This window comes from Lachnoanaerobaculum gingivalis, from assembly GCF_003862475.1.
Taxonomy (GTDB): Bacteria; Bacillota; Clostridia; order Lachnospirales; family Lachnospiraceae; genus Lachnoanaerobaculum; species Lachnoanaerobaculum gingivalis.
Map to the genome: position 1 here is coordinate 1 of NZ_RRCO01000001.1, position 20,774 is coordinate 20,774.

The following is a 20,774-nucleotide window of genomic DNA, read 5'->3' on the forward strand; positions in this document are numbered from 1 at the left end:
TTTCATCAAGTGAAAAATGCATCTGAAATCTCATCGATTATTATTAAAATAATCAAGTTATTTTCAGGGTTGTGTGTACTGTTTAATCTTAAATTATCAAGGTTCATATCGCTTCGCTGTTTGAAACAGCTTAGCTATTATATCAAGCTTATTTCATCTTGTCAACAACTTTTTTAAAAAGTTGTTTCAGATTATTCCAAGCTATTTTTGCTCTTTTCAAGCAACTCAGATATAATATCATCAATTCAACATCTTGTCAACTACAATTTAAATTATTTTTAAGTTATTCTGACGTTTGAATTAAGTCCTCTGCAAAAGCAGTGTATTTATTATACTTTTTCATATTTCCAAAGTCAAGTTACTTTTTTTAAAAAATTACAAAAAAACAGCTACAGTTTCGAATTCATTTTTATATTCCAAACTGTAGCCGTCTCAGATTTATAAAAGCGGTTTACTACTCTTTCAAAAGATAATCATTATTTATAACTTTCATAGACAGCGGACCTGCTATGGTATTCGAATACACAGCTTCAATCGGTCTTATTACGATACCTTCCTTATTCTTCCCTGAAGCATACTTTCCCTTCGCTCTCTCCAAAAGTTCATCAACACTTTTATACTTAAACTCTTCTTCCACTTCCTCTACAGGCACCATATTTAAACCCAGAAGCTTGCATATCTCCTCAGTCTTATACATGGAAAGTCTTGTATTGGTTTTCATATCTGTTACTGTAAATACATACCACTCAGGTTCTGTCAGCTTCAACCTGTTTTTTTGAATACCCGGTCCGCAAAATTCACCCTGAATTGCTATATTATCAAGATTATTTTCTTTTAATCTCTCTTCTATACTATGCTTATGTGCATATTTCCACATATCACATTTATCATCATCTGCATATTCATAGTTTCTTCCGCATACACCGAAATGATCGCCGCTCTTATACATTGTCACACTGCATCCGTCCATTTTGGTAGTTATGTAATATCCCTTTACAGATTTAAACTCCTCTATTAACTCAGGATATGACTGCACTCTAAGCTCGTCGGTTTTTGAGATTTCACTCGGAAACTCTGCAATAACAGTACCGTCATTGCTTACTCTCTCCTCTATCTCCCATTTCCTTATTCCAAGAAGTTCGGTTACATCATCACCTATTTCATATTTACCTTCAGGAAGTATTTCTAAAGGTTGTACCAATCCCTGTGATATCTGTCCTCTGAATTTCATGGTTTTCAGCCTGAATCCTGCTCCCATTATTTCATTCTCTTTAAAGCTGCTTGCTCGGAGGAATTCAAAAAGTTCGCATACAGGAAGGAATGAATCCACTTCCATATATACACATTTATCCCCTATACTGAATTGACCTTTGTTAGCTACACATTGCCACCCCAATACATGTACACATTCTATCTTTTCAGCACCCTCTATAGGCGTGATATTATGTACATACTGTATGGATGCCAGTTTTCTTTTTCCCATTTTTCACCTCAACAAAATAAAACTTTTCTTTATACTCATTCTATCATAAATATTTCCGTTTTTCATTATACTTGTAGTATACTTCCCTTTTCAGGTGGAAATATCGGTGAAACAATATCAATATCCGGATTCATTTCCTTTATCGTTTTCATTATAAACTCTGACTTAAAGACTCCTCCTATATAACTTAACTTTATTTTATTATCGAATTTTTTACTTAGTGCTTTTATATGTAGGGTTATTTCTCTTGCCGCTTTTTCAAATATAATCTTTATACTTTCACAGCTATAGATATATTTTGATACCTCCGCTGCAAGACCTGCTATATGTTCTCTTGTGAAATCGCTCGTTGCTATATCATTGACACTATTCATCTTAAAATATTCAAGTACCAGATCATATATCTTGCTTTTTTTATTTCTTCCGTCAGATTCTTTTAAAGCTTTTGATATAATCTCTCTGCCTATGCTGTATGCACTGCCCTCGTCACCATACCTGTATCCGAATCCGCCACACCTGTATGTATTCTCACCTATCTTTGCAAGTCCTATACTTCCGGTACCTGCAATTATAAGTATTCCGTCATCTCCTCCAAGTGCACCGAGCATTGCGGCGTAGGCATCAGAATAGAGCCTAAACTCTTTAAATACTGACGAAAACTCATCTTCAAGCTTTTTTCTGTAATCCTTATTTATACCATATCCGCCAAGGCCTGCTCCCACCTTTAAATCATAATCACAGTCTTTTATATTAATAAGCAGCTTTTCTCTCGCCTCGGTAAGAATAGATACCGCTTCTTTAAAACTTGTCTGTGCAGGGTGGATTGTAGGCATTAAAACAGATGCTATACTGTTTTTATCACTGTCAAACAGTATAAAATTTGTCTTGGTTCCTCCACCGTCTATTCCGATGTAATAAGTATTTTTCATCATACTTCCTTTGATTCCTTCATTGCAAACTTCTGCCATGGCCTTATATAATCAAGCAAAAACAGCTCATCTTTATCAATATGCCCGACCACGGAGCTCATTCCCGAATTTCCCATATCGCTTAGAGCAATCTGCAGTTCTCCCGCATAATGACCGTAAAGTGAGCTTTCAATTATAATATCACCTCTTTTTATAGGTGCAGGATTTATCACTTCAAACTTTTCGCCCTTATACTTTACCCTTGAAGCTGTCGATCTGATAAAATTATCCGATTTATCGCCTCTGTTAAAATGCATTTCTTTTAAAACTATAGTTCTTTCAAGTTTTGGAAGCTCAGGTAGTAATTCCACATCAAAGCAAACTCTGTCAAGTGGAATGCTTTTTATCTTTTCAATTTCTTCATCCGTCGGATAGCAGTTTGAAATAATGATATCGTCAATGTCATACATTGCAATCATATGCTTTAATTGCTTATCAATACTCATATTTCTGTGCATTTCTAAAGTCGGAAGACCGAAATCTGTAGGCCATGGACCAAATGATCCTTCACTTCTTGTGGTAATAAATGCCGCAGTATTCAAGCCATATTTTTTAAATCTTTTTGTACAGCTTTTAAAGAAATCAAGTCCAAGTCCGCTGTAATTATGCGGATAAAAGTTATGACAACCGTATAGATTGTATCTGTTCGGCTCATAATTCATTATCGTATCAATAGTTGAAACATCGTTTGACATATTTATCTCTATCTTAAGACCATATTCGTTGAAAGTCATCAAAGACTCTTCCAATCCTGTAAATCCTATGTCAAGTCTCAGACCGTCAGCACCTATTTCCTTGAAGAAAGTAAGGTCCTTATAAGAAATATCAAGCTTACTAAAAACCGCCGGTGATACATCCACTATTATTTCAAACCCCAGACTTTTTGCATAAAGGTTAATTTCTCTAAAATCATGTATTATCTCTTCTTTTGATTTATTCACTGATAAAAGACATGAGAAAATACGAGAAAAGCCGGAAAATCCGGCTTTCTTAATATATTCAATAATATTTTCCACACTGTCTTTTTCAGGATAAATTGATATCCCAAGTCTACGCATAACTCTCCTTTATATTGTTACGTAAAATATTATGCAGCAACATCACTTTCTTCCTGCTTCTTTAAATCAGCATCATACTTGTTAAAGAACGGAAGGTAAATAAGTATTGAAAGAATTATCAAAAGTACATTTAATATAAGTGCTCTGATATCTCCGTTTGTTGCAAGGAATGCGCCTATAGGTCCCGGCAAAGTCCAAGGCACTGATGCCACCACCCTGTTTACAAGTCCAAGCTCTGTTGCAATCCATGCAATTACAGCACAAATAATAGGATTTAAAACAAAAGGTATCAAAAGTACAGGGTTAAGGATTATAGGGCATCCGAAAATCATCGGTTCGTTAATATTAAATAATGCCGGTACAAATGCTACCTTACCAAGTGTCTTGCCATACTGTGATCTTGATCTTAAAAGCAACAAAATTGCAAGTCCTATAGTTGTTCCTGAACCTCCGATGTAAATAAACCACTGATAGAAAGGCTCCGGAGCAATATTAGGAATAGCCATTCCTGCCGCAAATGCATTTGAGTTCTGCTCAAGAAGCATTAACCAAACAGGTCTTGTAAGACTTCCTACTACACTGCTTCCATGTATACCGAAGCACCAGAAAAATGAATCCAGGAATGTAAGAAGCAATACTGAAGGAAGTGTATCCGCAACATTTACTATAGGTCTGATAATAGAACCTACGATATCATGAACCTTTATACCGAGCCACATTGTGACTGTTGAGAAAAGAAGAAGAATGATAACTGTAGGTGTAAGTGCTTCAAAACTTCTTGCAACAGATGCAGGAACCTGCTCAGGCATTCTGATTTTGAATCCTGACTTTTGTGTAAACCTGTAAATCTCCACAGCAATAAATGCTGAAATAATACCTACAAACATACCGTCCGAACCTATATATGACATTTTAAGATGCCATCCGTCAGGAATAGCCTTGATATAATCCGCCAAAGCCTGATTGTTTGCAGCAAGGCTTTGAATTTCTTCACTTGCCTCAGGAAGTGATACAGGTACAACTGTCAACAAAAACGCAAGCTCTGAAAGAATAGCTCCTGAAAGTCCGTCCAAGTCATAACTCTTAGCCAATGAAAATCCTATTCCGAATACTGCATACAATGTCATAATATACATTGCCATACGATACGGAAGCAGGATTCTACCTGCATTAGCCTTAATAAACTGTGCAATACCCCAGCTTGCCGGCATCTGGTTCGGTAAGAACGCAATTACCAGGAAAAGTGAACTTACTACTACAATCGGCAAAGTAGCGATAATACCGTCTCTTATAGCTCGCAAATGCCTTTGTTCACTGAGTTTTGCCATTGGTGTACTTAGATTCTTATCTAAGAATGCAGCAATTTTGTCAAACATTTTAATTACCTCCTGTTAACCCTTTCATCTGTGTATAAAGCTTAGGTCCACCCAGTGGTGAATAAGCCATAGGTTCAATAAGTGCACATGGAATATTCTGTGTATCTGCCGCAGCCTTGATATTATCAAATCTATGGCGAATTTGTGGTGCAACCATTACACAATTCCAACCGTTCTTTACCTCGTCATCAACAGCCTGAGTTCCTATTGCAAGAACTTCAATATTTTCACCATGCTTTTCAGCCTCTTTCTTCAAGGCATTTACGGCAATGGTTGATGACATACCGCCCGAACAAACAAATAATACCTTCATATATTACCTTCTTTCTAAACCCGATTTTGTATGAAATCGAATTTTAATATTTTTCAATAAATATTTTTTAATCACTTATTATTTTTAAGCAATTTCTTTATCGTTGCACTGACATCAAGATTATTATTTTCCAAAGTTTCCTTAGCCTCATCGGCAGTCACAGATGCGATTCCCATAACTATGGCAACTTTGACATCATATCCTGATTCTTCCAAAAGCTTTTTTGATGTATCCTTATCTATTCCTGTAGCTTCACTTATTATATTCAAAGCCCTTACTCTAAGCTTTTCATTGGTTGTAGCCACATCTACCATAAGGTTTTGATATACCTTGCCTATCTTTACCATTGTAGTTGTGGAAATCATATTAAGGACCATCTTTTGTGCCGTACCGGCTTTCATTCTGGTTGAACCCGTTATCGCCTCGGCTCCTACAACCACTTCTATTTTTGCATCCGCATAATCGGATATCCCGGCTCCCTGTACACAGCTGACAGCTACCGTTTTACTACCCAGACTTCTTGCATACTCAAGGCCACCTATTACATAAGGAGTTCTACCGCTTGCTGCAAGTCCTACCAAAGTATCCCTTTCGTCAAGTTTAAGTTCCTTTAAATCATTAACGGCAAGTTCTTTGGAATCCTCCGCACCTTCAACAGCTTTTCTCATGGCCTTGTCACCTCCTGCCATGATACCTATCACCATATCAAAAGGTACTCCGTAAGTCGGTGGACATTCACTGGCATCCAGAATTCCAAGTCTGCCGGATGTCCCGGCACCGATATAAATAAGTCTGCCACCTCTTTTTATACTTTTTACTGCAAAGTCCACCGCCTTTCCGATTTCCGGAATAACAGGCTCCACACAGTCTGCAACTTTTTTATCCTCTTGATTTATTTTCTCAATGATTTCTACTGTGGAAAGTTCGTCAAGATTCATCGTGTTAATATTTCTTTTTTCAGTATCCAATCTATCGAGACTTAACACTTTCTCTCTCCTTTTCTATATAATCCTTGTAGAATTCAAAACTTTTCTTTTTATATCTTTTATAGCTTCCGTTTCCAAGATTGTCGGCATCGACATATACAACACCATATCTCTTACTCATTTCCAAAGAACCGGCCGATACAATATCTATAATTCCCCAAAGCAAATATGCCAGACATTCCACTCCGTCATCGATTGCCAGCTTTATCTGTTCAAAATGGTCTTTCAGATATTCTATCCTATAATCATCATTTATAATATTACCTTCCAAAAGTACATCATTGTATCCGAAACTGTTTTCAGTAATCATTACAGGCTTTTTGTATCTGTCATAAATCTTGTTCATGGAAATTCTTATTCCGACAGGATCAATCTGCCATCCCCATTCATTTGCTTTTAAATAAGGATTCTTTGTACTTACAACAAGATTTCCCGCTGTTTTTTCCATTTCTTTTGATGCACATACATTTGACTGATAGTATGAAAATCCGACAAAATCTGCCGTATTATTCCTTAACAGCTCTTCATCTCCCGGTAGAAACTCCACTTTCACATTATTATCTCTAAAATACTTTTTCATGTAATACGGATACTCTCCGCCTGCCAATACATCTGTAAAGAACCATTGATTCACCTGTTCATATTGAAGTGTCTTTAACTGATCGAAAGGATTACATGAATATCCGTAATAGCAAAAACATGCTGCCATACATCCGAAACTTGCATCAAGCATTTTTCTTCCAAGCTCTATAACCTTTGTCGAAGCTATAAACTGATTGTGCAGTCCTGCAAATATGTCATTTAAATCGTATCCGCTTCCTTCTTTATTTTCATCTCTGAGAAGTCCAAGTCCGTTGAAAGGACTGAAAAAACCGGTATTTATCTCATTGAAAGGTACTACATAATCCAAGTACTTCCCGAATCTTTCAAATATTACTTTTGCATATTTTAAATACAAATCGACAAGCTTTCTGTTTTTCCAACCGCCATATTTTTCAACCAGTGCAAGCGGTAGCGCATAATGTGTAAGACTGAGATATATCTTAATACCCTTTTCTTTTAATTTTTTAAGAATATCCCCGTACATATTAAGAGCATCTTCATTCGGTTCTTCTTCTTCACCTGTCGGGAAAATTCTTGACCAGGCAATGGAAATTCTGTATATATCTATCCCAAGTTCAGATAAATACTCTATATCTTCATCAATATGGGCAAGCCCTTCACTTCCCCTTCTTCCCGGGAAGAAGTCACCGTCTTTCGGATTTTTTGCTCTTTCTATATCGGCTTTTGTTAAAAGTCTTGTAGAGGTAGTCGCATTATCTGTTCGCTTTATATATCTTCTGCAGTCTTGAGTATCCATACCCTTATCAAAAAGAGTAAACCCTCCTTCATATTGGCTTGAGGCACTTGCACCTCCCCATAGCATTCTCATTTTTTTACTTCCTTTAACAAAATCATTCTCTAAGCTTCTTTATCAAATCTCTTGTAGCTTCAATATCTTCAAGAACTTCAGGATAATGTCTGTGTGATATTGCAAGATAAATCATATCAAGTAAAGTAAGCGTTGTATTACGACTTGAAATTGCTCCAAGTCTCAACTCTCTCTCATCATGCGGAACACGAAGAGTTATATCACAGATTTTAGACAATTCATTCTTTCCGAAACAACAAATACCTATTGTCTTTGCCCCTGCTCTTTTTGCAATTTCGGCCACCAAAACAGTCTCCTTTGTATTTCCGCTATAACTTATGCAGACACAGGCATCTTCTTTTTTAATAAAATTCAAATTAACAAGTTGCAAATGTATATCATTATTAAATACAACATCCTTACCTATTCTTGATAGCTTATAATTTACATCGTAACAAACTATACCGCTGGCCCCTACTCCGAACAGATATATTTTCCTTGCATTATCTATTGCATCTATCGCCTCTTCAATAAGGCTTATATCCATCAGCGCATAAAGTTTTTCAATACTGTTAATAAGATTTATCTTATTTTTTTCAATAATATCTTCAAGTTCGTCTTCGGGATGTATTATCTCACAACCTGTATAATCTTTATCCGAATCCAAATCTGCGGCCAATGCCAGCTTAAGCTGTTGAATACCGTCAAATTCCAGACTTTTTACAAATCTGATGACTGTAGCCGGTGATGTCTTCGTTATTGCCGCAATTGATTGTGTACTTAGATTTATAGCATCTTTATAATTATCTATAAAATAATCCGCCACTCTTTGTTCCGACTTGGTCAATTTTGAATATTCCTCTTTGATTTGCAATACTATATCCAATGTATTACCTCCAAATTTTATGGAACTCCTATATCAGTGTTATATTTTCTTTTTTATTTCCTCTATTTCCGTCTTAAGATCTGCTATTGTTTTATAGAGTGAAATCATCTCCTCCGCCAACTCCTCAGCTACATTCGCCATTGTAAGGTGGTCTTGTGAATGTATCAGAATAATATTTACAGGAACCTGCTCACCTCCGGCTTCCTTTGCAATCATATCGGTCTGTAATTCATGAGCCTGTAAAAGTCTTTGATTCGCCTCTTTAAGCTTTTCATTTGCAGATTCAAAGTCGCCTTTTCTTGCATCACAGATGGCATCCATCGAATACCCCTTACTGTCCCCTGCTGTAGCGATTATTTCAAAAGAAATCTGATAATCTTCTTCTCTCATAAAACTCCTATCATTCGCAAAATTATAAAATATTATTTCATTAAATATTTTATTTTATGGAATATTGTTTCTAGCCTTATTTAATCATATTCATACCTTTTTGTCAATGAAATATTAATAATTAAAGTATATAATCAGTCTCCTCAAACTTTATAAACTCTTTAATCTCCCCATGCTTACCTATAATTTTCTCCATCCACACCATATGATACCATCTACCGAATTTATGTCCGCAGTTTTCAAATTTTCCAACCATTCTAAACCCGATATGTTCATGAAACTGTACACTGTTATTATTTAAATATTCATCCTCTTTATCCACATAACCGATACACGAATATAAATTTGTTATATTCTGCGCCTTTGCTATATCCTCCAAGACAGAGTATAATTTTTTGCCTATACCCATTTTCTTCTTATCCGGATTTAGGTATATGGTAGTCTCTGCACTTAATTCATAAGCCTTTCTCCCTACAAATGAATGCAAATAGGCATATCCCAGTATTTCATCATCCTTACAGGCAACAATAAACGGATAGCTTTTTAAAACCTCTTCTATTCTTAATTTAAACTCTTCCTCACTTGGTACTTCTGTTTCAAATGATATTGCCGTATCCGTTACATAATATGCATATATTTTGAGCAGCTCTTTAGCATCCTCAGGATTTGCCGATCTTATAGAAATATCATCAATCATCTTCTTCAGCCTCTTCTTCAGTTGTAAAATTGCTTGAATCAAAATGTAAGAATTTTTGCAAATATTTATTTGCTCCGTAGACCATTATATCCTGATCATTTTCAAACTTTGTCTGTGGAGTAATAGTCATATACCAGTTCTCACCTTTTTTTATTCCCATAATATTAACTTTGTATTTTTTCCTTATATCCAGCTCCAATACTGTTTTTCCCTCCCAGCTTTTAGGCACCTTACATTCAAATATAGAGTTTTCTCCGGGCAATTCAATATAATTTGAAATATTATTTGAGCTGTATCTTATAGCGGCCCATTCCGCCAACTGCCTTTCAGGATATACCACTTCATTTGCTCCGTTTCTAAGTAAAAACTTAGCCTGTGTATCTCTGGATGCTCTGGATACCACATATTTTGCACCACATTCACTAAGCAGCGATGTGGTTTCCAAAGAAGTTTGAAAATCATCACCTATGGCTACAAAACAGGTGTCAAAATTACTTACACCGATTGATTTTATAAAATCCTTCTTTGTACTGTCTCCTATCATTGAATTTAAAGTATAAGGCAATACCGGTTCTATACAGTCCTCATTTCTGTCTACAGCCATTACATCATATCCCATTTCATACAACTTTTTACATAAATGTCGTCCATATCTTCCGACACCAATTACCAAAAAACTCTTCATAATTCACCTCTATAAAATTTATCCTACCGCTACCTGATCCTTAGGGTATCTTGCATTCCCGTTCTTTTTTGGAGTAACTGCCGCAAATATAAGTGTTATACCTCCGACTCTACCGATATACATCATACATATCAACAATATTTTTGAAATAATTCCAAGATGTGGTGTAATACCCAAAGTCAGTCCTACCGTTGCAACAGCAGATGCACACTCAAACATTGTTTCTTTAAGCGAAAATCCTTCTATTCCGCTTATAATCATTGATCCGACTATAAATAAAAATATATCCAAAGCAAATACCGCAACGGCATTCTTTATTATATCCGGTTCAATCCTTTTCTTAAATACCGCTACCTCTTTGTCCTGCTTTAAAACAGAACACATTGTAGCAACTAAAATAAAAATTGTAGTCAGCTTGATACCGCCTGCTGTAGATCCCGATCCTCCACCTATCAACATCAAAATAATCGTCATTGCTATACCGTTGTCGCTAAACTTCGTATAATCTATAGTATTAAATCCTGCGGTCCTTGGTGTAACCGCCTGAAATAAACTTGACAGCACTCTTGTCTTGATGTCCAATCCGCTAAACTCTGTAAAGAAAAACAGTATAGACGGAAACAATACCAAAATAAATGTCATTGTAAGCACTATCTTAGTTTGAGTGGAATATCTTTTTATATCAAACCTGTAATCAACTATATCCTTCCATATAAGAAAACCCAGACCTCCTATCAGTATCAATAACATTATTGTTATATTTATCATTATATCGGATTGATACTTTGTCAAAGATGAAAATTTGCTTACATCACCCATCAAATCAAAACCTGCATTACAAAATGCAGATATAGAATGAAATACAGAATAATATATTCCCTTTGTTATCCCAAAATCTTTCATAAACCTTGGGAACATAAGGAGTGCACCAATCATCTCTATAATAATAGTCGCTTTAAATATAAAACTTGTAAGTCTGATAATACCGCCAATTTGCGGTGCTGAAAGTGCGCTTTGTAATGTGGCTCTGTCTCTTAGTCCTATTTTTTTGCCTGTAACCTGAGTAAATACGGTTAACATCGTTACCACACCGAGTCCTCCGCATTGTATCATAGCTATTATTATAATTTTCCCAAATACCGACCAATGTGTAGCGGTGTCATATACTATAAGGCCTGTAACACAGCTTGCGCTGGTTGCGGTAAACAGGGCATCTATAAAAGGTGTAAATTCCCTGCTTCTTGATGAAATAGGCAAACTTAGAATACTTGCCCCTAAAAATATCATAATAATAAATCCAAACATAATAATTCTGGCACTGCTAAATTGTTTTAAAACTTTTCTCTTTATTTCTCTCATTTTCACTTACATAAAAATCCCCTACATTAAGTAAGGGATTTTTGAATACTTATTTTACTTATACCGGATATGCTCCTGCTTCTTTGTCTGCTTTAGTCATATCCACTTTTGTCTTTTGTGCTGCTCTGTACTCAAAGAACTCCTCTGCAACCTTTGGGAAAAGTGCATATGTAAGCACATCTTCATCCTGCTCTTTCCACTTTGCAACCTGCTTCTCAAACTCAGGAAGCTGTGGTGCAATAAGATCTGCCGGTCTGCATGTAATAGGCTTCTCATCACCTATTATCTTCTTTTGCACTTCCTTATTGAAAGGTTTGATAGTCTGACCGAATTCTCCAAGCATTATCTTCTTTGATTCCTTTGGAACCAACTTATATCTCTCACCTGAGAGCACATTCATAACCGCCTGTGTACCTACTATCTGTGATGAAGGTGTAACAAGTGGCGGTTCTCCGAAGTCTTTTCTAACTCTTGGAATCTCCTCCAAAACTTCTCTGTACTTATCTTCCTTACCTGCTTCTTTTAACTGATTTATAAGGTTTGAAAGCATTCCTCCCGGAACCTGGTATTTTAAAGTATTGATATTTACTCCAAGTACCTTAGGATTAAGTAATCCGCTCTTTATAAATTCTTCTCTTATCGGACGGAAATAGTCTGCTATTTCAGAAAGTAAGTTGATATCAAGACCTGTATCATATGGTGTTCCTCTGAAAGTCTCTACCATTACTTCTGTTGCAGGTTGTGAAGTTCCAAGTGCAAGAGGTGAAATAGCTGTATCAATTATATCACATCCCGACTCTACCGCCTTTAAAAGAGTCATAGACGCCAAACCTGCTGTATAGTGAGTATGAAGTTCTATAGGTAACTTTGTAGATTCCTTAAGGCTTGTGATAAGTTCCTCTGCCGCATATGGTGTTAAAAGTCCCGCCATATCCTTTACACAGAGAGAATCTGCACCCATGTCCTCAATTCTCTTTGCAATATCTTTCCAATAATCAAGTGTGTATGCATCGCCCAAAGTATAGCAAAGAGCTATTTGAACTTCAGCATTCTTTTCTTTATTTGCCGCATCAACGGCTGTCTTTAAGTTTCTGATATCATTTAATGCATCAAAGATACGAATTATATCAATACCGTTTGCAACCGACTTTTGAACGAAGTACTCTACAACATCATCTGCATAATGATTGTATCCAAGGATATTCTGTCCTCTAAAGAGCATCTGAAGTTTAGTGTTTTTGAATCCGTCTTTAAACTTACGAAGTCTCTCCCACGGATCTTCATGTAAGAATCTGAGTGAAGCGTCAAATGTAGCACCACCCCAACATTCTACAGCTCTGTAGCCTACTTTATCCATTTTATCTATTATAGGAAGCATCTGTTCTGTAGTCATTCTTGTTGCTACCAAAGATTGATGTGCATCACGTAGCACGGTCTCAACTATCTGAACAGGCTTTTTCTGAATTTCTGCCATAATCCCTCCTTATACTATTCCAAATATTGCCATAAAGGTTCCCGCCGCTACAGCCGTACCGATAACACCTGCTACATTAGGTCCCATAGCATGCATCAAAAGGAAGTTTGTAGGATCATATTCCGCACCAACCTTTTGTGAAACTCTGGCTGCCATCGGCACTGCCGAAACACCTGCCGAACCGATAAGCGGATTTACTTTACCGCCGGTAACCTTACACATTATCTTACCGAATATTACGCCTGCCCAGGTGCCGAAAGCAAAAGCTATAAGTCCGAGAGCTACAATCTTTAAAGTTGTAACTTTAAGGAATGCCTCCGCACTTGTTGTAGCACCCACACTGGTTCCAAGTAAGATAACAACAATATACATCATTGCATTTGCGGCTGTCTCTGTAAGTTGCTTTACAACACCACTCTCTTTAAAGAGGTTTCCAAGCATCAGCATACCTACCAAAGGTGCTGTAGTAGGAAGTATAAGACATACCACTACTGTAACTATTATAGGGAAAAGTATCTTCTCAAGCTGTGATACAGGACGAAGCTGCTCCATCTTGATTCTCTTCTCTTCATCAGTTGTAAAGAATTTCATAATAGGCGGCTGTATAATAGGTACTAAGGCCATATATGAATATGCCGCTACGGCTATAGGTCCAAGGTATTCAGTCTGTCCAAGCTTTCCTGCAAGGAAGATTGAAGTAGGACCGTCCGCTCCACCTATAATAGATATTGCCGCTGCCGCTTTATCATTGAATCCCATAAATATTGCTATAAAATAAGCTGCATAAATTCCAAACTGTGCCGCTGCACCAAGTAGGAATGATTTCGGATTTGCAATAAGCGGACCGAAGTCGGTCTGTGCACCTACACCCATGAATATAAGTGAAGGCAATATACTCCATTCATCCAATACATAGAAATAGTGAAGTAAACCTCCCACACCGTTTGCTGAATTCTCAGGTCTAAGCATTATATCCGGGTAGATATTTACAAGTAACATACCGAAAGCAATCGGAACCAGCAAAAGAGGCTCAAATCCCTTTTTGATTGCCAAATACAGGAATATAAAGGCAACAAAAATCATTATCAAATTGCCAAAGGTAAGATTCATGAATGCGGTCTGAGCAATCAAATTGGATAATGTATTTAATATATAATCCATTTTTTCTCCCTCCGGATATTAGTTGATTGTTACAAGAGTTTGATTGGTTTCAACACTGTCTCCAACATTTACATTTATACTTGCTATTGTACCGTCCTCAAGTGCCACTATATCATTTTCCATCTTCATAGCTTCGAGTACAGCTACTACTTCACCTTTTTTAACTGCCTGATTAAGGCTTACCTTGATACCAAGGATCTTTCCGCTCATAGGTGCAACAACCTTTACTCTACCTTCGCTTCCACTTGCAGCAGGTGCCGCCGCCTTAGCAACAGGTGCAACCGGTGTAGATGCTACAGGTGTAACAGGAGCACTTGCTCCTCCTCTTTCCTCAACAGAAACTTCATATGATTTGCCATTTACTGTAATAGTATAATTCTTCATTTTTCCCTCCACTATCTTTTAACTCTCTTTATTGAACGAACAATAAGATTTGATGCATCTGTATTGCTAAACTCCGCTATAGCTGCCGTTATTACCGCTACCAGCTCCAAATCATCCTCAAGATTTTCAGGCTCATTTACAGTAGCCACCTCGATTACAGGTTCTTCCTTAGCCTTTGCTTTTAATTTATTTTCAAATACACTTATATACTTAAACAAGCTTATAAGGAATGATATAAAAATCAATATAATAAATACCGTTCCCATACCGAGAACTGTATTAAGTGCGGCCTTTTCCATATTTTCAATAACACTGTACTTAGGTGTGATTGAAAATACCGCTACCTGATTTGTCTTACTGTCAAAACCGAGTGTCATCTCGGATTTTCTGTTTTTACCGGAATAATTTACCTTAACAACATAATTGCCTTCTGAAGCTGAGACTTTTGTATCATCAATACCTACAAGATCTCCGACAAGTTCTTTTGTTGATTTAAAGTTTTTTACACCTTCGGCAAAAGCCGTCTGACCGTTTTGCTCTACACTCTCAATTACCTGATCAAGCTCCGCATCATCCATTTTATAAAGCTGGTTCAATAAACTTTCAGCCTGTACCGGAAGCTGATTTGAAACCTCCTCAGGTATTGAACTCTCAGAGTCGGCCTTTTTACCGCATGCACTAAGTGCCAACATGGCAATCATAAACAGACTTAAGATTAAATACTTTATTCTCTTTTTCATGATTCACCTCTAAATTGATCCATGTTTCTTATATGGACGATCTTCTTTCTTTGTAAAAAGCATTTCAAAGGCTGCCAACAATCTCTTTCTTGTATCAGCTACTGCGATGATATCATCTACATAACCTCTTCTTGCAGCATATACCGCTGAATTTTGCAAATTCTCATACTCTCTTGTTTTCTGATCAAGAGTCGCTTTAATATTCTCACTTGAATCAATTTCTTTAGAATATATTATCTTTACAGCCTCACTTGCATTCATCATTCCCATCTTTGCATTTTCCCATGCAAAGACAATGTCTGCACCTATTGATTTTGAATTCATTGAAAGTGAAGCACTTCCATAAGCGTCACCCACTATAAGGCTAACCTTTGGAACAGTTGCATTTGCATATGCATATGTGAGTTTTGCACCTGCCTTAGGCATTCTCTTCTCACTGCATTTTGTAGCTCTGTATCCCTTTACATCTACTAATGTAAGAACCGGAATATTGAAAGCATCACAGAATTCAACAAAACCTGCCGCCTTATCACTTCCTTGATGAGAGAGAACATTTTCAAACTCATCTGCAATCTCGCCGTTCTCATCATAAAGTGCTCTTCTGTTAGCTACTACACCTACAGTGTTACCGTTTAATCTGATAAATCCTGTAAACATCTCTCTTGCAAAGTTTTTCTTTACTTCAAGCACATATCCGCTGTCTGAAATAATATTAAGTGCAAGTGTGGGATCGCTTATTCTTCCCTCAAGCTCAGGTGTAAGTCTGTTTAAATCATCTGTGCACTCGATATATGACATATCATCTTCATTATTTGCAGGAAGAACTGAAATGAGCTCTCTTATTCCTGAAATAATTTCAGACTCGGTTCCTATAAAATCAACCAAACCTGTAGATTCCGATTGGAACTTGGCACTTGAAAAATCATTCTTATCCTGTGAATTTCCGTTTATAGCATTTGGAGAATTTACAAAGACTTTTGCCTTATCCTGCTCCATAAATACAAAATCACTGAGTCCGTTGCTTATTGCCATTCCACCGCCACTCAGACCGAATACCGCCTGTATCTGCGGAATAACACCGCTTGCTTTTGTTTGTGCTAAATATATTTTTCCAAAGGCATCCAATGCATCAAAAGACTCTTCCAGCCTAAGACCCGCACAATCAACAAGCCCTACTACAGGTGCTCCCATCTTCATTGCCATATCATATAGTGCAACAATCTTCTTTGCATGCATTTCTCCTATTGAGCCGCCAAGCACTGAAGGATCCTGACTGTACACATATACCAGACTGTCGTTAATCGTACCGTAACCGGTCAAAACCCCATCCTTTGGAGTCTCCTTGTCAGATAGATTAAAATCTGTGTTCCTTGAACTTATATATGAGCCAATTTCCACAAAACTTCCGGTATCGAGCAAATCTTCAATTCGTTTCATAGCAGAAACTCCTATTTGAGCCATATACAAACCTCCGTATTAATTAATAAGTTGTTGTAATTAAAGTATATTTTAATCACTATAATATTATATTTTTCCTGTAAAATATAATATTGATAAAATTGTTAAATACAAAACAATCTTAAACTATTTTATAATGAAACTACTAAAAAAACAAGTGGATAAAACTGAAAATCACATTCATTTTAATAATAATTGTATAGTGAAAAAGGGGGCACTATGCCCCCAAAAAATTATATATTTTTTATTATGTTTTTAACCAGTGACTCGAATATATGAGAAACCTTATTTGCAGCCTCGGAAACCTCTTCATGGCTGAGAGGTTGATCTAAGATACCTGCCGCCATATTTGTAAAGCATGAAATACCGCAGATTTCTATTCCCATATGATTTGCAGCCACAGCCTCTATCGCAGTGGACATACCCACAGCATCGGCACCAAGTAATCTTGCAAGTTTTACCTCGGCAGGTGTCTCATATGCCGGACCGCTAAATTGCATGTATACACCTTCTCTTAAAGTAACTCCCACTTCCTTAGCTGACTTTCTGACCACATCCTGAAGTCTCTTTGAATAAACATTACTCATATCGGGAAATCTTGTTCCGAACTCACTTATATTTTCACCTATAAGCGGTGAAGGTACTATAGTTGATATATGATCTGTAATCATCATCAAATCACCCGGTTTATATGAAGTGTTTACTGCGCCTGCCGCATTTGTAAGAATTAACTTCTTTGCTCCAAGCATTATCATAAGTCTTGTAGGAAGTACAACATCTGTTACAGGATAGCCCTCATAATAGTGAACTCTTCCCTTCATGATAACAGTCTTTACACCCTCAACCGTACCGAAAAGAAATCTTCCGTCATGTCCGGCTACAGTCGATACAGGAAATCCCTCAATACTTGAGTATGGGATCTCACATTCAACTTCCATATGCTTTGCAAACTCACCAAGACCTGAGCCCAGTACCAAAGCAACTTCAGGTGTAAAATCTGTAACTGTTCTGATATAATCATAGCTCTTTTTTACTTTTTCAAAAACCGGATTCATATAACCTCCATTATAGCTTATCTAATATACTGTAGCCTATTGTATTTTCAGGCATCTTCAGTCCGAAGTTGTCCACTATACTCGCACCGATTACTGCAAATGTATCGGTTGTATCAAGTAATTTTCCGCCGTCAAATTTCTTTGAATATGACATAAAGAATACGGCCTCTCTTGTGTGGTCTGTTCCCGTATGTGTAGGATCGTTTCCATGATCTGCAGTGAGTATTAAAAGATCGTCATCATTCATCCTTTCCATAAACTCACCAAGCTTAACATCAAACTTTTCAATTTCTTTTGCATATCCTATCGGATTTCTTCTATGCCCCCATAGAGCATCAAAGTCAACAAGATTTGTAAAGCAAAGTCCTGTGAAATCTTGTGAAAGCATATCAATGGTCTGTTCCATACCATGCACACTTGAATCAGAATGATACGCCTTTGTAATTCCTTCTCCGACAAATATATCATTTATCTTTCCGATAGAAATAACTTCAAGTCCGTTATCCTTTAATACATTAAGTGCGGTTTGCCCGAAAGGCTTCAGAGCATAGTCATGTCTGTTTGAAGTTCTCTTAAATTCGCCTTTTTTCTTACCTACATAAGGTCTGGCAATTACTCTTCCTACCTTCCATTCGTCCTTCATTGTAAGTTCTCTTGCAATTTCACAGCATCTGTATAAGTTTTGCAGGTCGAATGTCTCTTCATTTCCACAGATTTGAAGTACCGAATCGGCAGATGTATACACTATCATTGCTCCGGTATTTATCTCTTCTTCCGCAAGTTCTTCAAGTATCTCTGTACCTGAAGCGGACTTGTTACCTATTACTCTCTTACCGCATCTTTTTTCAAGCTCATCTATAAGCTCCTTAGGAAAACCTGTATCAGTGAATGTTTGGAAAGGCTTTTCAATTCTAAGTCCCATCATTTCCCAATGACCTGTCATTGTATCCTTACCGTTACTCATCTCTTCCATTCTGCAAAATCTTCCAAGCGGTTTTTCCACTCCGGACTCCCCTTCTACAGGATGAAGATTGTACATTCCAAGCTTTTTTAAATTTGGAATATCAAGTTTTCCATAGCTTTTTACTATATGTCCGAAAGTATCTGTATTTGTATCACCAAATCTTTCGGCATCAGGCATTGCACCGATTCCCAAAGAATCCAGTACAACCACAAAAACTCTTTTATATTTTCTCATAAATAAAACCTTCCGGTCAAACAAACCTGTACACAATCAGATATTACCTTAATTTAATTCTTTTAAGAGCATATCTTTAATATTATCACTTGCAAAGGATACTTCTATTGCATTTCTTATTCCCTGAATAATATCAGAATCGGATATCATATTTCTTTCCTGTAAGAACAATATTTCATTTGTTATACTTGTGTTGCTGACCAATCTGTTGTCTGTATTGACCGTAGCAAGTATGCCCCTCTTTATATAATCGGCATATGGATAAGTTTCGTTTTTTCCTACCGCCTTTGTCTGATAATTACTTATAGGGCACATTTCTATACCGATTTGTCTGTCTTTAGCAAGTTTCAAAAGCCTTTCATCATTTCTCATCGCAATACCGTGTCCGATTCTCTTTGCACCGTATTCTATAGCGCCCTCTATATTTGACTTTGGTCCTGCCTCACCTGCATGAATAGTAAAATTCATACCCAAATCTGTTGCGTATTTAAACAGATCTTTAAACTCTCCTATTGGATGATTCGCTTCATCTCCTGCCAAATCAAGTCCTGCCACGCCAAAACCGTAGTATTCTCTTGCAACTTTAAACATAGCCTTACTCTCTTCAATATCATGATGTGTCATTGCACAGCATATAGCATTGCCATGAATATTAAAAAGTTTGCTTCCTTCATTAATTCCTGCTATTACAGCTTCTATCACATCCCCTGTCTTCATACTGTCTGAAACAGACAAAAGAGGGGCAAATCTTATTTCAATATATCTTACACCCTCAGCTGATGCCGACTTCATCACATCAACAGTAGCGGCCTTGATATTTTCTATTGTACTCATGGCTTCCAGCGGAATATCAAATTTTTCAAGATATTCCACCAGACTGTTACAATCCATACTGACTGAAAGCTCTTCCACGGTAAAAGTTCTTCCCAAAGCATTCTCTAAAAATGTCTTTGATAATGAACCGTCCAAATGGCAATGCAAATCAAGTTTGGGTAATTTTATAATATCTTCTTTATTCATATTAACCGTTAAACATCATAAAAGGCTGATTCCACTATCTTTATAGTAGCGCTTGTTCCAAGTCTGCTTGCACCTGCCTCAACCAATGCATTCGCAAACTCTTTATCATGAATTCCACCGCTTGCCTTTACTCCCATGTCCTTACCTACAGTTTCTCTCATAAGTTTAATATCATCTACTTTTGCACCTGCAGTAGAAAATCCTGTAGAAGTCTTTACAAAGTCGGCATTTGCCTCTTTTGAAAGCTCACATGCTTTAATCTTTTCTTCGTCAGTCAAAAGACAGGTCTCAATAATTACTTTTAAAAGAGCGTTTCCGCAAGCTTCTTTTACAGCCTTTATATCTTCCAGAACAACATCATAATCTTTATCTTTTAATGCACCGATATTTATAACCATATCTACCTCATCGGCACCGTCCATTACAGCAATCTTTGCTTCAAGCGCCTTTGCCCTTGTAGACATAGCGCCCAAAGGAAAGCCTACAACGGTACATATTTTAACATCACTTCCGTGAAGAAGTCCTGCAACATAAGGAACATAGTATGAATTTACACATACGGAGCAAAAGCTGTAAGCCATTGCCTCTTCACATACCTTTTTTACATCTTCCTTTGTTGCATCAGCCTTTAAAATTGTGTGATCGAATAATTTTGTTGCTAACATAATCCCC

At 36.9% G+C, this 20,774-nt stretch carries 21 protein-coding genes; all 21 read right to left on the reverse strand.

Annotated features, from left to right (window positions below):
* Nucleotides 1-454: 454 nt before the first annotated feature.
* A complete protein-coding gene (locus tag EHV10_RS00005) occupies nucleotides 455-1,483 on the reverse strand; it encodes an RNA ligase family protein (protein WP_128672764.1) in 1,029 nt (342 codons plus the stop codon).
* Between the two features lie 65 nt (nucleotides 1,484-1,548).
* Nucleotides 1,549-2,412 (reverse strand): N-acetylglucosamine kinase, encoded by an 864-nt coding sequence (locus EHV10_RS00010; RefSeq protein ID WP_128672766.1) that lies wholly within the window; start codon nucleotides 2,410-2,412, stop codon nucleotides 1,549-1,551.
* On the reverse strand, nucleotides 2,412-3,509 hold the full coding sequence (locus EHV10_RS00015) for a DUF871 domain-containing protein (RefSeq protein ID WP_128672768.1): 1,098 nt from the start codon (nucleotides 3,507-3,509) through the stop codon (nucleotides 2,412-2,414). Before EHV10_RS00015 ends, EHV10_RS00010 begins: the two co-directional genes overlap by 1 nt.
* Before the next feature lie 29 nt (nucleotides 3,510-3,538).
* Nucleotides 3,539-4,885, reverse strand: a complete 1,347-nt coding sequence (locus EHV10_RS00020; protein ID WP_128672770.1) for a PTS sugar transporter subunit IIC — start codon at nucleotides 4,883-4,885, stop codon at nucleotides 3,539-3,541.
* A gap of 1 nt (nucleotide 4,886) precedes the next feature.
* The gene (locus EHV10_RS00025) at nucleotides 4,887-5,198 is read right to left on the reverse strand and encodes a PTS sugar transporter subunit IIB (RefSeq protein WP_128672772.1); all 312 of its coding nucleotides are present in this window, start codon (nucleotides 5,196-5,198) and stop codon (nucleotides 4,887-4,889) included.
* A 71-nt stretch (nucleotides 5,199-5,269) separates the two neighbouring features.
* Nucleotides 5,270-6,184 carry an N-acetylmuramic acid 6-phosphate etherase gene (gene murQ / locus EHV10_RS00030; protein ID WP_128672774.1) on the reverse strand — a complete coding sequence of 305 codons (915 nt, stop codon included), beginning with the start codon at nucleotides 6,182-6,184 and terminating at the stop codon, nucleotides 5,270-5,272.
* Nucleotides 6,168-7,616 carry a glycoside hydrolase family 1 protein gene (locus EHV10_RS00035; protein ID WP_128672776.1) on the reverse strand — a complete coding sequence of 483 codons (1,449 nt, stop codon included), beginning with the start codon at nucleotides 7,614-7,616 and terminating at the stop codon, nucleotides 6,168-6,170. Before EHV10_RS00035 ends, murQ begins: the two co-directional genes overlap by 17 nt.
* A 22-nt stretch (nucleotides 7,617-7,638) precedes the next feature.
* Nucleotides 7,639-8,481 (reverse strand): MurR/RpiR family transcriptional regulator, encoded by an 843-nt coding sequence (locus EHV10_RS00040; protein WP_128672778.1) that lies wholly within the window; start codon nucleotides 8,479-8,481, stop codon nucleotides 7,639-7,641.
* Between the two features lie 39 nt (nucleotides 8,482-8,520).
* Nucleotides 8,521-8,871 carry a PTS lactose/cellobiose transporter subunit IIA gene (locus EHV10_RS00045; RefSeq protein ID WP_128672780.1) on the reverse strand — a complete coding sequence of 117 codons (351 nt, stop codon included), beginning with the start codon at nucleotides 8,869-8,871 and terminating at the stop codon, nucleotides 8,521-8,523.
* A 121-nt stretch (nucleotides 8,872-8,992) separates the two neighbouring features.
* On the reverse strand, nucleotides 8,993-9,568 hold the full coding sequence (locus EHV10_RS00050) for a GNAT family N-acetyltransferase (protein ID WP_128672782.1): 576 nt from the start codon (nucleotides 9,566-9,568) through the stop codon (nucleotides 8,993-8,995).
* The gene (locus tag EHV10_RS00055; protein ID WP_128672784.1) at nucleotides 9,561-10,253 is read right to left on the reverse strand and encodes a potassium channel family protein; all 693 of its coding nucleotides are present in this window, start codon (nucleotides 10,251-10,253) and stop codon (nucleotides 9,561-9,563) included. Before EHV10_RS00055 ends, EHV10_RS00050 begins: the two co-directional genes overlap by 8 nt.
* An 18-nt stretch (nucleotides 10,254-10,271) precedes the next feature.
* Nucleotides 10,272-11,612, reverse strand: a complete 1,341-nt coding sequence (locus EHV10_RS00060; protein ID WP_128673567.1) for a TrkH family potassium uptake protein — start codon at nucleotides 11,610-11,612, stop codon at nucleotides 10,272-10,274.
* Between the two features lie 58 nt (nucleotides 11,613-11,670).
* The gene (locus EHV10_RS00065; protein ID WP_128672786.1) at nucleotides 11,671-13,086 is read right to left on the reverse strand and encodes an oxaloacetate decarboxylase subunit alpha; all 1,416 of its coding nucleotides are present in this window, start codon (nucleotides 13,084-13,086) and stop codon (nucleotides 11,671-11,673) included.
* Nucleotides 13,087-13,095: 9 nt separating this feature from the next.
* Entirely contained in the window at nucleotides 13,096-14,247 is a 1,152-nt protein-coding gene (locus EHV10_RS00070) for a sodium ion-translocating decarboxylase subunit beta (protein ID WP_009664072.1), read from the reverse strand.
* A gap of 18 nt (nucleotides 14,248-14,265) precedes the next feature.
* Entirely contained in the window at nucleotides 14,266-14,631 is a 366-nt protein-coding gene (locus EHV10_RS00075; protein ID WP_128672788.1) for a biotin/lipoyl-containing protein, read from the reverse strand.
* Nucleotides 14,632-14,642: 11 nt separating this feature from the next.
* Complete coding sequence (locus EHV10_RS00080; protein ID WP_128672790.1) at nucleotides 14,643-15,371, reverse strand: OadG family protein; 729 nt, start codon at nucleotides 15,369-15,371, stop codon at nucleotides 14,643-14,645.
* Between the two features lie 9 nt (nucleotides 15,372-15,380).
* Nucleotides 15,381-16,832 carry an acyl-CoA carboxylase subunit beta gene (locus EHV10_RS00085; RefSeq protein ID WP_128672792.1) on the reverse strand — a complete coding sequence of 484 codons (1,452 nt, stop codon included), beginning with the start codon at nucleotides 16,830-16,832 and terminating at the stop codon, nucleotides 15,381-15,383.
* A gap of 230 nt (nucleotides 16,833-17,062) precedes the next feature.
* The gene (locus EHV10_RS00090) at nucleotides 17,063-17,884 is read right to left on the reverse strand and encodes a purine-nucleoside phosphorylase (protein ID WP_128672794.1); all 822 of its coding nucleotides are present in this window, start codon (nucleotides 17,882-17,884) and stop codon (nucleotides 17,063-17,065) included.
* Between the two features lie 10 nt (nucleotides 17,885-17,894).
* On the reverse strand, nucleotides 17,895-19,082 hold the full coding sequence (locus EHV10_RS00095) for a phosphopentomutase (protein ID WP_128672796.1): 1,188 nt from the start codon (nucleotides 19,080-19,082) through the stop codon (nucleotides 17,895-17,897).
* Nucleotides 19,083-19,130: 48 nt separating this feature from the next.
* Nucleotides 19,131-20,102: an adenosine deaminase gene (gene add / locus EHV10_RS00100; protein ID WP_128672798.1), complete on the reverse strand. Its 972-nt coding sequence runs from the start codon at nucleotides 20,100-20,102 to the stop codon at nucleotides 19,131-19,133.
* 8 nt (nucleotides 20,103-20,110) lie between these two features.
* Nucleotides 20,111-20,767 carry a deoxyribose-phosphate aldolase gene (gene deoC, locus EHV10_RS00105; RefSeq protein ID WP_128672800.1) on the reverse strand — a complete coding sequence of 219 codons (657 nt, stop codon included), beginning with the start codon at nucleotides 20,765-20,767 and terminating at the stop codon, nucleotides 20,111-20,113.
* Nucleotides 20,768-20,774 lie beyond the last annotated feature (7 nt).

What these genes read in the sequence shown, in the direction of transcription:
- EHV10_RS00005 (WP_128672764.1), bottom strand. Translation starts at nt 1,483, where the DNA reads ATGGGAAAAAGAAAACTGGCATCCATACAGTATGTACATAATATCACG.
- EHV10_RS00010 (WP_128672766.1), bottom strand. Translation starts at nt 2,412, where the DNA reads ATGAAAAATACTTATTACATCGGAATAGACGGTGGAGGAACCAAGACA.
- EHV10_RS00015 (WP_128672768.1), bottom strand. Translation starts at nt 3,509, where the DNA reads ATGCGTAGACTTGGGATATCAATTTATCCTGAAAAAGACAGTGTGGAA.
- EHV10_RS00020 (WP_128672770.1), bottom strand. Translation starts at nt 4,885, where the DNA reads ATGTTTGACAAAATTGCTGCATTCTTAGATAAGAATCTAAGTACACCA.
- EHV10_RS00025 (WP_128672772.1), bottom strand. Translation starts at nt 5,198, where the DNA reads ATGAAGGTATTATTTGTTTGTTCGGGCGGTATGTCATCAACCATTGCC.
- EHV10_RS00035 (WP_128672776.1), bottom strand. Translation starts at nt 7,616, where the DNA reads ATGAGAATGCTATGGGGAGGTGCAAGTGCCTCAAGCCAATATGAAGGA.
- EHV10_RS00045 (WP_128672780.1), bottom strand. Translation starts at nt 8,871, where the DNA reads ATGAGAGAAGAAGATTATCAGATTTCTTTTGAAATAATCGCTACAGCA.
- EHV10_RS00050 (WP_128672782.1), bottom strand. Translation starts at nt 9,568, where the DNA reads ATGATTGATGATATTTCTATAAGATCGGCAAATCCTGAGGATGCTAAA.
- EHV10_RS00055 (WP_128672784.1), bottom strand. Translation starts at nt 10,253, where the DNA reads ATGAAGAGTTTTTTGGTAATTGGTGTCGGAAGATATGGACGACATTTA.
- EHV10_RS00060 (WP_128673567.1), bottom strand. Translation starts at nt 11,612, where the DNA reads ATGAGAGAAATAAAGAGAAAAGTTTTAAAACAATTTAGCAGTGCCAGA.
- EHV10_RS00065 (WP_128672786.1), bottom strand. Translation starts at nt 13,086, where the DNA reads ATGGCAGAAATTCAGAAAAAGCCTGTTCAGATAGTTGAGACCGTGCTA.
- EHV10_RS00070 (WP_009664072.1), bottom strand. Translation starts at nt 14,247, where the DNA reads ATGGATTATATATTAAATACATTATCCAATTTGATTGCTCAGACCGCA.
- EHV10_RS00075 (WP_128672788.1), bottom strand. Translation starts at nt 14,631, where the DNA reads ATGAAGAATTATACTATTACAGTAAATGGCAAATCATATGAAGTTTCT.
- EHV10_RS00080 (WP_128672790.1), bottom strand. Translation starts at nt 15,371, where the DNA reads ATGAAAAAGAGAATAAAGTATTTAATCTTAAGTCTGTTTATGATTGCC.
- EHV10_RS00085 (WP_128672792.1), bottom strand. Translation starts at nt 16,832, where the DNA reads ATGGCTCAAATAGGAGTTTCTGCTATGAAACGAATTGAAGATTTGCTC.
- EHV10_RS00090 (WP_128672794.1), bottom strand. Translation starts at nt 17,884, where the DNA reads ATGAATCCGGTTTTTGAAAAAGTAAAAAAGAGCTATGATTATATCAGA.
- EHV10_RS00095 (WP_128672796.1), bottom strand. Translation starts at nt 19,082, where the DNA reads ATGAGAAAATATAAAAGAGTTTTTGTGGTTGTACTGGATTCTTTGGGA.
- add (WP_128672798.1), bottom strand. Translation starts at nt 20,102, where the DNA reads ATGAATAAAGAAGATATTATAAAATTACCCAAACTTGATTTGCATTGC.
- deoC (WP_128672800.1), bottom strand. Translation starts at nt 20,767, where the DNA reads ATGTTAGCAACAAAATTATTCGATCACACAATTTTAAAGGCTGATGCA.